The sequence below is a fragment of the Proteus vulgaris genome (genome assembly GCF_016647575.1).
GTDB classification, from domain to species: Bacteria; Pseudomonadota; Gammaproteobacteria; order Enterobacterales; family Enterobacteriaceae; genus Proteus; species Proteus mirabilis_B.
This window is the reverse complement of the sequence record NZ_CP032663.1, coordinates 510,720-523,307: the sequence shown is the minus strand read 5'-3', so window position 1 is coordinate 523,307 and position 12,588 is coordinate 510,720. Positions and strand designations below refer to the sequence as shown.

At 41.3% G+C, this 12,588-nt stretch carries 13 protein-coding genes; 4 read left to right on the top strand and 9 right to left on the bottom strand.

The genetic code is table 11. The annotated features are described in order from the left end of the window. Positions 1-60: 60 nt before the first annotated feature. The 7 genes from D7029_RS02500 to ftsY all read right to left on the bottom strand — a co-directional run bounded on the left by D7029_RS02500 (position 61) and on the right by ftsY (position 7,251). The gene (locus D7029_RS02500) at positions 61-567 is read right to left on the bottom strand and encodes a GNAT family N-acetyltransferase (protein ID WP_412178895.1); all 507 of its coding nucleotides are present in this window, start codon (positions 565-567) and stop codon (positions 61-63) included. 2 nt (positions 568-569) lie between these two features. Next, positions 570-857 (bottom strand): DUF1778 domain-containing protein, encoded by a 288-nt coding sequence (locus D7029_RS02495; RefSeq protein ID WP_194951754.1) that lies wholly within the window; start codon positions 855-857, stop codon positions 570-572. 295 nt (positions 858-1,152) lie between these two features. After that, entirely contained in the window at positions 1,153-2,292 is a 1,140-nt protein-coding gene (locus tag D7029_RS02490) for a glycerate kinase (protein WP_194951753.1), read from the bottom strand. 94 nt (positions 2,293-2,386) lie between these two features. Then, positions 2,387-3,241 carry an RNA polymerase sigma factor RpoH gene (gene rpoH / locus D7029_RS02485; protein WP_023583733.1) on the bottom strand — a complete coding sequence of 285 codons (855 nt, stop codon included), beginning with the start codon at positions 3,239-3,241 and terminating at the stop codon, positions 2,387-2,389. Between the two features lie 365 nt (positions 3,242-3,606). Beyond that, complete coding sequence (gene ftsX / locus D7029_RS02480) at positions 3,607-4,584, bottom strand: permease-like cell division protein FtsX (protein ID WP_194951752.1); 978 nt, start codon at positions 4,582-4,584, stop codon at positions 3,607-3,609. Continuing rightward, a complete protein-coding gene (ftsE, locus tag D7029_RS02475; protein WP_023583735.1) occupies positions 4,577-5,242 on the bottom strand; it encodes a cell division ATP-binding protein FtsE in 666 nt (221 codons plus the stop codon). Before ftsE ends, ftsX begins: the two co-directional genes overlap by 8 nt. A 5-nt stretch (positions 5,243-5,247) precedes the next feature. Continuing rightward, complete coding sequence (gene ftsY / locus D7029_RS02470) at positions 5,248-7,251, bottom strand: signal recognition particle-docking protein FtsY (protein WP_194951751.1); 2,004 nt, start codon at positions 7,249-7,251, stop codon at positions 5,248-5,250. Positions 7,252-7,479: 228 nt separating this feature from the next. On the opposite strand from ftsY, the gene rsmD reads away from it, so the two are divergent. Both rsmD and D7029_RS02460 read left to right on the top strand, forming a co-directional pair. After that, the gene (gene rsmD, locus D7029_RS02465; protein WP_194951750.1) at positions 7,480-8,064 is read left to right on the top strand and encodes a 16S rRNA (guanine(966)-N(2))-methyltransferase; all 585 of its coding nucleotides are present in this window, start codon (positions 7,480-7,482) and stop codon (positions 8,062-8,064) included. Between the two features lie 17 nt (positions 8,065-8,081). Beyond that, positions 8,082-8,384, top strand: a complete 303-nt coding sequence (locus D7029_RS02460) for a DUF1145 family protein (protein ID WP_075672964.1) — start codon at positions 8,082-8,084, stop codon at positions 8,382-8,384. A 74-nt stretch (positions 8,385-8,458) separates the two neighbouring features. On the opposite strand, the gene D7029_RS02455 is transcribed toward D7029_RS02460, so the two are convergent. Next, positions 8,459-8,845 carry a DUF2500 domain-containing protein gene (locus D7029_RS02455; RefSeq protein WP_194951749.1) on the bottom strand — a complete coding sequence of 129 codons (387 nt, stop codon included), beginning with the start codon at positions 8,843-8,845 and terminating at the stop codon, positions 8,459-8,461. Positions 8,846-8,992: 147 nt separating this feature from the next. Here D7029_RS02455 and D7029_RS02450 point away from each other — a divergent pair, with 147 nt between their 5' ends. Together D7029_RS02450 and D7029_RS02445 are read left to right on the top strand one after the other, a co-directional pair. Continuing rightward, on the top strand, positions 8,993-9,619 hold the full coding sequence (locus D7029_RS02450) for a lysoplasmalogenase (RefSeq protein WP_194951748.1): 627 nt from the start codon (positions 8,993-8,995) through the stop codon (positions 9,617-9,619). Positions 9,620-9,799: 180 nt separating this feature from the next. Next, positions 9,800-12,211, top strand: coding sequence for a zinc/cadmium/mercury/lead-transporting ATPase (locus tag D7029_RS02445; protein WP_194951747.1), 2,412 nt, complete (start codon positions 9,800-9,802; stop codon positions 12,209-12,211). 87 nt (positions 12,212-12,298) lie between these two features. Here the strand turns inward: D7029_RS02445 and tusA are convergent, their stop codons facing one another. Further along, positions 12,299-12,553: a sulfurtransferase TusA gene (gene tusA / locus D7029_RS02440; protein WP_036933135.1), complete on the bottom strand. Its 255-nt coding sequence runs from the start codon at positions 12,551-12,553 to the stop codon at positions 12,299-12,301. Positions 12,554-12,588: the final 35 nt, after the last annotated feature.

Below are 12,588 nucleotides of genomic sequence, written 5' to 3'. Positions count from 1 at the left end.
ATGAATGTATCGCTAACTAAAAGTGTCCAACTTTATCGAGTCACTTCACTCTGGGCTTGATCAGTTTGAGTGAATACCCATTGCGAGTTGCAGATCGGCAAGCGTTACCATCAGCATCATGGGGTCAAGCGGTGAAGGGACGAAACCAATATGCTCATAGAACCGCTTAGCATCATCAGTTAGAGCATGGACTACTACTCCTCGAATGCCCACCAGCCCAGAAGCCTGAATAACACGATGACAGGCATCTTTGACCAGCCCTCTTCCAATCCCAAGCCCTTTTGCTCTTGTATCCACTGCTAGTCTGCCGAGAAGAATGACTGGAATGTCGGTGGGCATATTACGGCGGAATCGACCAACAGCTTGATTCGTGCTTATGACTCCTGTGGATAAGGCATAATATCCCATTACCTGATTATCCGAAGTGGTCACAAAAGTACGCGATGCTCCAGAGTTTTGATTACTCATCGCCCTGTTTTTTAGCCAGAGATCTAAGGCCTCTTCACCGGAGGAAAAGCCTTCCAGCAAATGGCTGGTTTTGAGAGGTTCAGGTGCAGTCAGTTTCAATGTCATTTCTCCCAAGGGGATTTAGACATCATCGTTTTCTTCAATGCCTCATTGCTAACGGGCGTGGCATCAAGCTGGTTAATAAACTTCTGGTATACCTCAGGGCTGACGTTAATCACTCGCAGATCCGCCAGTGTTTCTTCAGCAGCACGCCGAGCGGCTTCAAGGATAAATTCAGTACGGTTTTTTCCCACAGCATTCGCTGCGCGGTCGATCAGGATTTTATCTTCCGGTTTTATTCTCAGGTTCAGTGATGAACGTGTTGCAGGCACATCATTTTGAGTTGGCATATTAACCCCCCAATTTATTGCATATTTTTCTAAGTATACATAGGTGTAATGTCAATGTCATTACACTAAAAATACAAGATTACCGGCAGACGTGATATCTACATGTTCTTACCTTAAACAATCACAATATTTTTACCCTAAACTATTACCCTAAATATTTGACAATGTTATTACTCTAAATATTTAACAATGTTATTACTCTAAATAATTCAAGGTGTAGCTAGGCGACAAATGAACGAGTCGCTAGGAGCATACATAAGTATGTGACTAGTGCGAGTGAGTGTAGTCAACAACGCTACAACTTGAAGTATGACGAGTAAAGTCTAGCCACATTATAAGCCGTCTCACTCAAATTCTTTTGCGCATTATGAAGTGCATCAGCCAGTGTAGAAACACCCGGCACAATAGAGAAAACAGCATCAATACCCTGCTGATGAACTACATCATAATCAGGTAAATAACCACCAACCAAAGCAATGACAGGAAGATGGTATTTTTTTGCGAGCAAGGCTACGCCCGTTGGGGTTTTACCTTGTGCCGATTGGCTATCCATTCGACCTTCACCGGTTATTACCAAGTCCGCATCAATTAACTGTTTTTCTAATTCAACAGCATTAGCCACCAATTCAACACCTTGAGAAAGTGTTGCTTGCGTAAATGCAAGCAAAGGCAAAGCCAATCCACCTGCAGCACCACTTCCTACAACATTGATAAGACTACGTTGCGTCATTTTCTCAAGATAAGTACCAAAATGATGTAATGCGTTATCAAGTTGCGTAATATCGTCTTTAGTCGCCCCTTTTTGAGGACCAAAAATAGCGGATGCCCCTCTTTCTCCACACAACGGATTTGTTACATCACAGGCAATCTCAATTTCAACATTTTTTAGTTTAGGATTAAGGGCTGTAATATCGATAGAGTGAAGTTGTGTTAAGGCAAGTCCCCCAAACGGCAGAGATGTACCAAACTTATCTTTAAGACCTAGACCAAGCGCTTGCATCATTCCTGCACCCGCGTCATTTGTGGCACTTCCGCCTAATCCCAATATGATTTTTTTAACGCCCATTTCAAGTGCAGCATTAATTAATTCACCCGTACCATAACTGGTCGTTAAATTGGGATTGCGTTGAGATGAAGGAATAAGATGAAGACCTGAAGCTTGTGCCATTTCAATCACGGCAGTGGTGTTATCCCCTAAAAGTCCCCAAGTTGCAGTTACTTGTTTACCTAAGGGCGAACACACTGGTGTCGATATAAAACGGCCTTGCGTTGCATCCACCAGCGATGTCACCGTTCCTTCGCCGCCATCCGCCATAGGAATACAGCAATATTGTGCATCGGGTAAATAACGTGAAAATCCCTGTTTTATTGCCAGCGCAACATCTTTCGCACTTAAACTTTCTTTAAAAGAATCAGGGGCGATAACTATTTTCACATTCTTTTCTCCAAGCAATAAAAAAGCGATATTTTCATATCGCTTTTATAACATACTCTACTTTATGAGAGAGTGTGCTTGGTCTGAAATGTGATTAATCTTCAATCGCTAAACGCAATTTCTTCATCGCATTTTTTTCTAATTGGCGAACACGTTCAGCAGAAACACCGTATTTTGTCGCCAAGTCTTGCAATGTCGATTTGTTATCATCATCTAACCAACGAGCACGAATAATATCTTGGCTACGTTCATCAAGGGTTTCAATTGCTGACGTTAGTTTATCCGTTGCATGATTATCCCAGTTATCTTCTTCGATGCCATCGGCAAAGTCAGAAGATTTATCTTCTAAGAAGAGTACAGGGGCGATAGGATGTGAATCATCACTATCATCAGCAGTCATATCAAATGCCATATCTTGTGCTGACATTCGTGATTCCATTTCTCGGACATCACTTTCTGATACGCCTAATTCTCTTGCAACAAGTTCCACTTCATCTTGATTAAACCAACCTAAACGCTTTTTATTTTTTCGCAGATTAAAAAACAGTTTACGTTGTGATTTTGTAGTCGCCACTTTCACGATACGCCAGTTACGTAGCACATATTCGTGAATTTCAGCTTTGATCCAATGCACAGCAAAAGAGACCAGTCGAACACCCACTTCTGGGTTAAAACGACGAACCGCTTTCATCAGACCAATATTACCTTCTTGGATAAGATCAGCTTGTGGTAAGCCATAACCTGAATAGCTGCGAGCAACATGAATAACGAAGCGCAGATGTGAAAGGATAAGCGTTCTTGCCGCATCCAAGTCACCATCGTAATGCAGCCGTTCAGCGAGTTCCTTTTCTTCCTCTGCGGTTAACATCGGATAGGAATTGGCTGCACGTATATACGCTTCGATGCTGCCTTGCGGAACCAATGCTAAGGATTGCATTTCTTTTGTCATTCAAATCCTCATAAAAATCAAATAAATAATTAAAATTAATGCTGTAAGGGAAAGTAGATGAGCCTTCTAAATATAGCTTAAATAGGAAGTCAGTTAAGGTTTTTTACGATGTGTTTTTATCATAACGACTATTTGACCAGCATAAAGGCTAAAGGTTCATCTCGCATCTATGTTTACATATCTTTGTACTTTTCTATCACTGAAGCAAATATGGCTGTTGCCTTATCGTAGAAAAGAGTGCGCGCATTATTATGCCAGAGACGGGGCGTTGATAAAATGGCTGGGTGACGATATTAACGTAACCCAGCCTGATAAAAAATATCTTCTCATTATTTAGAGGATAAGTATAAAAACACTCTAATTGATTATTCCGGTGTGAATTGACGTAAATGTTGCATTGTCGTCAACCATGCAGCAAGCCAACCAATTGTCATAGCAACAAGAATAAGAATGATAGATTCATCAAAACCTAATCCTGAAATAGAAAATGAAGTTCCAAACACGGTCGCAGCTTGAGTCACCACATCAGAGAGCTTCCACACCAGTAAAGCTGAAAAAATTAAGGCAAATACGGCACCAATAAAGCCAAGTATTAATCCCCAATTAAGGAATGGACGCATAATAAAGCCGTCAGTTGCACCAATAAGTTTCATCACATTAATGGTGTCACGGCGACTGAAAATATTGAGGCGTACACTGTTACCAATCACCAGTAACAAAGCAACAACCATCAATGTACCAATCACCAAGGCGATTTGCCCGACTAATGACGTTAACGTTGAAAGCCGAGAAAACCAGCTATCATCCATTCTGACTTCATCAACACCAGGTATTTTCGCTACTGTATCACGCAGATTTACCATTAATTGTTGATCGCTAGGCTCCATAACGGGTGTCACAATCGCCACCGCAGGTAATGGATTTTCTTCTAACATATCTAACGCACTACTAAAGCCAGCCCAAGAACGAAATTCCACCAGCGAATCTTGTCGCGAAAGGTAGTTAACACCTTCGACTTTTTCTAAGGCTTCAATTTTTTTGATTGTGGCTTCAGCTAATGAATCATCAAGAGATTTATCGAGATAAACAGTTAATTGTGGTGTTGGATACCATTGTTCTGCCGCTGTTGAGACATTCTTCCATACAATATAAAAGATGCTAGGCAAGGTAAGAGATATCGCGACAACCATTACCGTTAAAAAAGAGGAGAGCGGTTGGCGTAAAAAATCTGCCATCGTGTTACGCCATGCATAACGCCACTGTTCGCGTCTTCCCCCTTTTAGCGCCTTGGTTTTTGCACCCGGCGTTGGCATTGATTTACGGGAACTTTTTGCTTTAGCCATTTTGCCCTCCCACCATTCTGCCTTGCCCTAATGTAAGAATGCGATAATTTCTACGTTCTATCAGCGACATATCGTGCGTCGCCATTAACACGGTTACGCCAACACGGTTGAACTCTTCAAAAAGGCGCATGATACCTTCTGAAAGCTCGCCATCAAGGTTACCTGTTGGTTCATCTGCGAGCAAAACAGTCGGCTTATTCACAACAGCGCGCGCAATACCGACACGCTGTTGTTCACCACCAGAGAGTTGAATAGGATAATTTTTAGCTTTATCCAATAGCCCCACTTTATCTAAAGCGGCGGAAACTCTTCGCCGAATATCCTCTTCACTCGCGCCAGCAATAATCAGGGGAAGAGAAACGTTGTCATAAACCGTTCTATCCATCAATAAGTGGTGATCTTGGAAGATCATCCCAATTTGACGGCGAAGAAAAGGGATCTCACTATTTTTGAGTCTACTGATATCGTGACCAGCAAACCAAATAGCACCATCACTTGGGCGTTCTATTCCACAAATTAACTTAAGCAATGTACTTTTACCGGCGCCAGAATGACCCGTTAAAAAAGCCATTTCACCAGGACGAAGATGAAAATCAACCCCCTGTAATGCTTGTCTTCCACCTAAATAAGCCTTGCTGACGTGTTCGAAGCGGATCATTAAAACTACTCCTCGCGGGCAAACAGAGCCTCAATAAAATCGTCGGCCTTAAACGGACGTAGATCTTCAATACCTTCACCTACCCCAATATAACGGATAGGAATACTAAACTGATCAGCAATGGAGAAGATAACTCCCCCTTTTGCTGTACCATCGAGTTTAGTCAATGTTAATCCAGTTAGCCCAACTGTTTCATTAAAGAGTTTTGCCTGACTAACTGCATTTTGTCCGGTACTTGCATCTAACGTCAGCATCACCTCATGTGGTGCTTCTTCGTCTAATTTCTTCATAACACGAACGATTTTTTTCAGCTCTTCCATTAAATGGGATTTATTCTGCAATCGTCCTGCGGTATCAGCAATAAGAACATCGACACCTTTTGCTTGGGCTGATTGAATTGCATCAAAAATAACAGATGCAGGATCAGCGCCAGTATGTTGTGCCACAACAGGGATATTATTACGCTCACCCCAAACTTGTAACTGTTCAACCGCTGCCGCACGGAATGTATCACCCGCAGCTAACATGACAGATTTACCTTCAGCTTGGTATTGTCGCGCTAATTTTCCGATTGTGGTTGTTTTACCAACACCGTTAACACCAACCATTAAAATAACAAAAGGTTTTTTACCTTCAATATTTAATGGTTTATCAACTTTACTTAAAATATCGCCCATCTCTTCACGTAATTTACCGTAAAGGGCTTCAGCATCTTTAAGATCTTTATGAGTAGCGTGTTTAGTCAGACTAGTGATGATTTTAGTTGTGGTTTCCATGCCCACATCAGCAATTAAGAGTTGCTCTTCTAACTCTTCAAACAGCTCATCATCAATTTTCTTACCACGAAATAGACCAAGGAATCCTGAACCTAAGTTTTGGCGAGTTTTCAGTAAGCCTTTTTTCAGTCGGCTAAAGAAACCTTCTTTTTTAGGTTTCTCTTGTTCAACAACTTTATCTGCCAGCACTTCTTCGCGTAAAGATTCAATATCTTCAGCTTCTGCTTGCGCAATAGCGAGACGTTCGTTTTCCTCTTCTTGCGCTAAACGTTGAGCTTCGGCCTCTTGAGCCAAGCGTTCTTGCTCTAGGCGCTCTACTTCTAAACGTTCTTGCTCCGCTTTAAGTTCAGCTTGGCGCTGAGCTTCTTCTTGCGCAAGGCGTTGGGCTTCGGCTTCTTGAGCCAAGCGTTCTTGCTCTAGGCGCTCTGCTTCTACACGTTCTTGCTCCGCTTTAAGTTCAGCTTGGCGCTGAGCTTCTTCTTGCGCAAGGCGTTGGGCTTCGGCTTCTTGAGCTAAACGTTCTTGTTCTGCACGCTCCGCCTCTTGGCGCTCTGCTTCTAAACGTTCTTGTTCCGCTTGAAGTTCAGCTTGACGCTGAGCTTCTTCTTGCGCAAGGCGTTGGGCTTGTGCTTCTTGAGCTAAACGTTCTTGTTCTGCACGCTCCGCTTCTTGGCGTTGCGCTTCTAAACGTTCTTGCTCCGCTTGAAGTTCAGCTTGACGCTGAGCTTCTTCTTGCGCAAGACGTTGGGCTTCGGCTTCTTGAGCTAAACGTTCTTGTTCTGCACGCTCCGCTTCTTGGCGTTGCGCTTCTAAACGTTCTTGCTCCGCTTTAAGTTCAGCTTGACGCTGAGCTTCTTCTTGCGCAAGACGTTGGGCTTGTGCTTCTTGAGCTAAACGAGCTTGTTCTGCATGTTCTGCCTCTAAACGCGCTTGCTCTGCATCTATTTCTGCTTGTCGCTGGGCTTGTTCTTGCTCTAAACGTTGTTTTTCAGCCTCTTGTGCCAATCTATCTTGCACAACACGTTGCGCTTCTTGGCGCTCTGCTTCTAAACGTTCTTGCTCTGCTTGTAATTGCGCTTGGCGAGCCGCATCTTCTTGGGCTTCTTTTGCCAAACGTTCTTGTTCTAAACGCTCTTCTTCTAAGCGTTGCTGTTCTTTCTCTTGCTCAATATTTTCTTCTTTGTTACGCCCAAAACCGAGCCACGAGAAAAAACCTTTTTTTTCTTTTGCCATTAGCTACTAAACTCCTCGCACTAAATCATGGCGCGATTACATTGACGATATTGAAAATAATAATGAAGTCTATCATTTGATCATGGATAAACGCATCTTTTATACGAATTTTATGGTAAATTATTCCGGATTAAATCAAGGGAAGTCATCGAGATAACAACAGACACGAATTCCTTATTCCAAAAGACACTCCAAAACTCACGTTTAAACGATATAAATCAAAATAATATGGCCAAAAAACCACAAAAAGCCCCAATGGGACAAATCAGAATAATTGGGGGAAAATGGCGTGGTCGTAAACTTCCGGTTCTCGATAGCCAAGGATTACGACCAACAACGGATAGAGTAAAAGAAACGCTCTTTAATTGGCTAATGCCCGTTATCCAAAATGCCCGTTGCCTTGACTGTTTTGCAGGAAGCGGTGGTTTAGGCATTGAAGCCCTTTCTCGCTATGCTCTTGAAACCACGTTTATCGAATATGAACGTGCAGTTGCCCAACAAATTACCGCAAATTTAACCTTACTTAATGCCGAGAATGGGCATGTCATTCAAGACAGTGCATTGTCATATCTTGCTAAACAAGGTTCGCCTTATAATGTCGTTTTTTTAGATCCTCCTTTTCATAAAGGCATGTTGTCAGACACTATCCAATTATTAGAAAATAACGGTTGGTTAGCGCAAGATTGCTATATTTATATTGAGGAAGAAGTTAAAGCACAGACTTATACAATTCCGACTCATTGGACATTACATAGAGAGAAGATCGCAGGGCAAGTCGCGTATCGTCTTTATATTCGCAGTTTATCTGCTTAATTTTTTATGGAGCTGCTATGTTAATCTTTTTTGGCCGATTTTTAATGGTCGGTGTTTGGGGCTTTCTGTTTTTAAATATTATTTCCCCATTTCCTAAGCCTCTAAAATATTTTATGGATATTGCATTGATTTTTATGGTGATTATGCATGGATTACAAATTGTTATGTATAAAGCAGGACAACCTAAAGATCAAAAACCCTCAACGGCATTACAATTTCGTATTTTCTTCTTCGGGATCTTTGAGCTGTTAAAAATACAAAAAGAATTACGCAAAGAATACGAAGAAAAACAGAAGAATAAAACTAAACCACAGCCGTAAATATTGTTATATCCTCGCAATTATCTGGGGTCGATAATCAACCCCAGAGGTTGCCAAATAATAAATATTCCATCTTATTTATTATTTAGCTCATCACTTGGCATATCGGTTTCAAACTTTACAAAACGACTGCCCTGCATAAACAAACGCCCTTTCATTTCAGGTTCAATATCTTGATAAGCTGATTTATCCATTCTTAACACTAAGTCTTTACGATCATCAGTGGTTAAACGAAAGGTCACTTGATAATAATGTATTGTTTCTGGGCCATTTACATCATTTTCTCTTGAACGCCGTTCATTTGCTGCAACTTCTTTTTTGTCAATGACTTCAACCATATAGAGTATAACAGGTGAATTATCGTCACTTATCCGCTGTTTTCTTTGTTCGAAGAAACGATAAGTTGCTGACGCTATAATAATCACCAGTACCGCAATTCCTAAAATAGCCGCTTTATTCATTACATTAATTCCTATCGTTATATGGATTAAAAAACAGTGTGCTTTATATTATTTTAATAAGTCCATCAGTTTCGTCATTAACCGCTATTCTTAAATTAATCTTTCTGTTATGAATAATGAAACAGTTCTGAATATAAGGAAGATATTATGAGTTGGCCTTTTCTCGCCGTATTATTCTCCGGATGGCTTTATATAGATGCCGCATATCGAGGTCCTAATTGGCAACGATGGCTATTCCGTCCTATCACGCTACTGCTTTTATTACTTTGGGCATGGCAAGTTCCCGAGCACAATATTAATAGTTACCTAATTGTAGGTGCATTATTAGCGACTTTGCTTTCTGATATTTTAAGAATGTTTGATGGTAAGTATTTACTACCTTCTCTTGCCTTAGTTTTTCTAAGTTACATACTTTATATGGTGAGTTTTTTATTACCACTCCAACTCTCTTTCTATCTTCCTTTACTTGGATTCGTGATTCTTGCTTTTATCATCATTCTAGCCATTGTTTGGACTAAGCTCGATAAATTAGCCATTCCAGCTTCTTTAACTTTACTAGCCGCATTTGCTATGTTTTGGATTGCGGGTGAAAAATTCTTCTACTTAAGTAATGATTACAACTTATCAGTGATGATTGGCTCATTATTGTTAGTGATTGCTTACTCAGTATGGCTAATCAACCGCTTCCGCTTCTCATTTTCAGCGTCTAAAGGGCTTGTCAGCGCCTGTTATTTTATTGGTCATTTCTTTATTGTCAGAGCACTGTTCCTTTAGTCTAAATCCAGCCCCTTGTTTTAAACATTTAAATCAAGGGGTTAATTTTTTGACCTAATTCGCACTTTTTGCCAATGAATATGCCTTCGGTATCTTGACTCTGGACTCTACTCCAAGCTGTAAAGTACTTATCAGATAGATAAATTTAGACTTTACTTTGTTGAACAAGGAGAGCCAGTTATGACTAAACATGCTCATCAACACGATAATCATAAACATACCGATGCTTGCTGCTCAAGCTCTCAATGCTGTTCAGGTCACTCAGAGAATAGTACGCACTCACATACTGAAAGCGGACATTCTCATACCAAGATAGATAAAAGTGATCCTGAATGCGAGGATGAGCACCACCACGGACACTCCCACGAACATGATCACCAGCATGATCATGATGACCACGACCATAGCCATGATGGGCACAATCACGCTCATGGAAGCTGTGATATCAACGCCCCTGTCTCTAATATTGAGCCAGAAAAGATTGCACAACAGCGCTTTAGCTGGAAAGTGCAAGGTATGGATTGCCCAAGTTGCGCTCAGAAAATTGAAACAGCCGCACTCAAAGTTGCAGGTGTAAAACAAGCAAAAGTCCTTTTTGCCACCGAAAAATTAGTCGTTGATGCTGATAGCGACCTACGTGCAGATGTGATTGCAGCCATTAACAGTGCTGGTTTTGAGCTTTTTGATCTCTCATCACCTCAATCCCAAAAAGTGGCGAAGCAAAGCTTCTTAAAAGAAAGCTCATTTGTGATTGTTTTGGCACTTTTAATGGCGATTAGCTGGGGTGCAGAGTTTATTGATCCCCAAGCAGGTCGTGCAGCCTTTATTGCAACAACCTTAATTGGTCTATTCCCCATTGTGAAAAAGTCCTTACAACTTATTCGCAGTGGTACGCCGTTTGCTATCGAAACATTGATGAGTGTTGCTGCAATTGGCGCACTATTTATTAATGCAACCGAAGAAGCAGCAATGGTCATTTTGCTGTTTATGATTGGTGAAATGCTGGAGTCTTATGCCGCAGGACGTGCTCGTCGTGGTGTGAGCGCCTTAATGGCATTAGTGCCAGAAGAAGCAACATTAGTCAAAGATGGTAAAAAACAAACTGTTCCTGTTGCGCAATTACGTCCGGGCGACATTATTGAGATTGCGCCAGGTTCACGTTTGCCAACAGACGCCGAACTAGTTAGTGCATTTGCAAGCTTTGATGAAAGTGCATTAACGGGTGAATCCGTACCCGTAGAGCGTTTACAAGGCGAAAAGGTCGCTGCTGGTTGTTTATCTGTCGATAGATCTGTACAGATGAAAGTGGTATCTGAACAAGGGCAGAATGCTATCGACCGTATTTTGCAATTGATTGAAGAAGCTGAAGAGCGTAGAGCCCCTATTGAACGCTTTATTGACCGCTTTAGTCGTTACTATACACCTGCGATTATGCTGTTCTCTGCACTGGTTATCATTGTTCCACCACTGTTGTTCTCACAACCTTGGGAAACATGGATTTATCGCGGTTTAACCCTATTACTGATTGGCTGTCCTTGTGCTTTAGTTATCTCAACACCCGCCGCCATCACGTCAGCATTAGCGGCAGCAACTAAACGCGGAGCGCTTATCAAAGGTGGCGCAGCATTAGAGCAATTAGGCACTGTTAACACTATCGCATTAGATAAAACAGGCACATTAACAGAAGGGAAACCTCAAGTTACTGATGTTGTAGCTGAAACTGGATTTAATGAAAAAGAAGTACTGACTTTTGCTTCATCCGTAGAAATTGGCTCTCATCACCCATTAGCAAAAGCCATTATCAATAAAGCACAAGATGAAGGTGTGCTTGTTGTTGAAGCGGAAGATCGTAAAGCGCTAGCAGGTAAAGGAATTGAAGGTTATTTAAATAGCCAACATATTTTGGTGAGTGCACCTTCTCAATTATCAGAAGCCACATTACTCTCTTCTCAATGGCAACAAGAAGTTGCACGCCTTGAAGATGAAGGTAAAACCGTGGTTGTCGTATTAAAAGAGAGCCAGCTTATCGGTGTTATTGCTATGCAAGATACCTTACGCAGTGATGCTGTTGAATCAATGAAGTTATTGAAAGAGATGAACATCAATGCCGTTATGCTAACTGGTGATAATCCAAGAGCAGCCGCGGCTATTGCGAAAAAATTAGGTATGGATTTCCGAGCAGGATTACTGCCTGAAGATAAAGTAACTTCAGTAATGGAAATCAGTAAAACACATAACACAATGATGGTGGGTGATGGTATCAATGATGCGCCAGCAATGAAAGCTGCAACCATTGGTGTCGCGATGGGAAGCGGTACAGACGTTGCACTTGAAACAGCTGATGCAGCATTAACGCATAACCGTTTAACGGGCTTACCTGAAGTTATTAAGTTATCTCGTGCGACACGTAAAATTATCCGTGAAAACATCACGATAGCACTTGGTTTAAAAGCGATATTTTTAGTAACAAGCTTATTAGGAATTACTGGGCTTTGGGTTGCTGTTCTTGCTGACTCAGGAGCGACAGCACTGGTAACAGCCAATGCCGTAAGACTATTAAGAGTAAAAATTAGCGCCTCAAGCAAAGAGTAAGCACGTTAAAATAACAAAACCCAAACCTCAGTATGTGGGGTTTGGGTTATTTTTTAGTGCGATGATAAGCAATATTTACAGTATAAATTACAGATTGCTCTCTTTTTTACGGATAAGATAACGATAAGGTGCAGATTGCGTCTCTTGATTTAATAAATCATGTTCCATAAATCGGCAAAAGCCAGGAATATCACGCACAGTGGCAGGATCATCAGCAATCACTAATAATGTCTCACCTAATGCCATATTTCTTATGGTTTTACGTACTAACATCACAGGCTCAGGGCAACGTAGTCCTAGCGTATCTAATGTCTTGGTTGCATCATCAAATTGAGCATTCATTCTATTAACCATTCTTCTTACACTGACAGATTTCG

Excerpts from the sequence above, each read along its gene's own strand:
- D7029_RS02495 (WP_194951754.1), bottom strand. The coding sequence starts at position 857 with ATGCCAACTCAAAATGATGTGCCTGCAACACGTTCATCACTGAACCTG.
- rpoH (WP_023583733.1), bottom strand. The coding sequence starts at position 3,241 with ATGACAAAAGAAATGCAATCCTTAGCATTGGTTCCGCAAGGCAGCATC.
- ftsX (WP_194951752.1), bottom strand. The coding sequence starts at position 4,584 with ATGGCTAAAGCAAAAAGTTCCCGTAAATCAATGCCAACGCCGGGTGCA.
- ftsE (WP_023583735.1), bottom strand. The coding sequence starts at position 5,242 with ATGATCCGCTTCGAACACGTCAGCAAGGCTTATTTAGGTGGAAGACAA.
- ftsY (WP_194951751.1), bottom strand. The coding sequence starts at position 7,251 with ATGGCAAAAGAAAAAAAAGGTTTTTTCTCGTGGCTCGGTTTTGGGCGT.
- rsmD (WP_194951750.1), top strand. The coding sequence starts at position 7,480 with ATGGCCAAAAAACCACAAAAAGCCCCAATGGGACAAATCAGAATAATT.
- D7029_RS02460 (WP_075672964.1), top strand. The coding sequence starts at position 8,082 with ATGTTAATCTTTTTTGGCCGATTTTTAATGGTCGGTGTTTGGGGCTTT.
- D7029_RS02455 (WP_194951749.1), bottom strand. The coding sequence starts at position 8,845 with ATGAATAAAGCGGCTATTTTAGGAATTGCGGTACTGGTGATTATTATA.
- D7029_RS02450 (WP_194951748.1), top strand. The coding sequence starts at position 8,993 with ATGAGTTGGCCTTTTCTCGCCGTATTATTCTCCGGATGGCTTTATATA.
- D7029_RS02445 (WP_194951747.1), top strand. The coding sequence starts at position 9,800 with ATGACTAAACATGCTCATCAACACGATAATCATAAACATACCGATGCT.
- tusA (WP_036933135.1), bottom strand. The coding sequence starts at position 12,553 with ATGAATGCTCAATTTGATGATGCAACCAAGACATTAGATACGCTAGGA.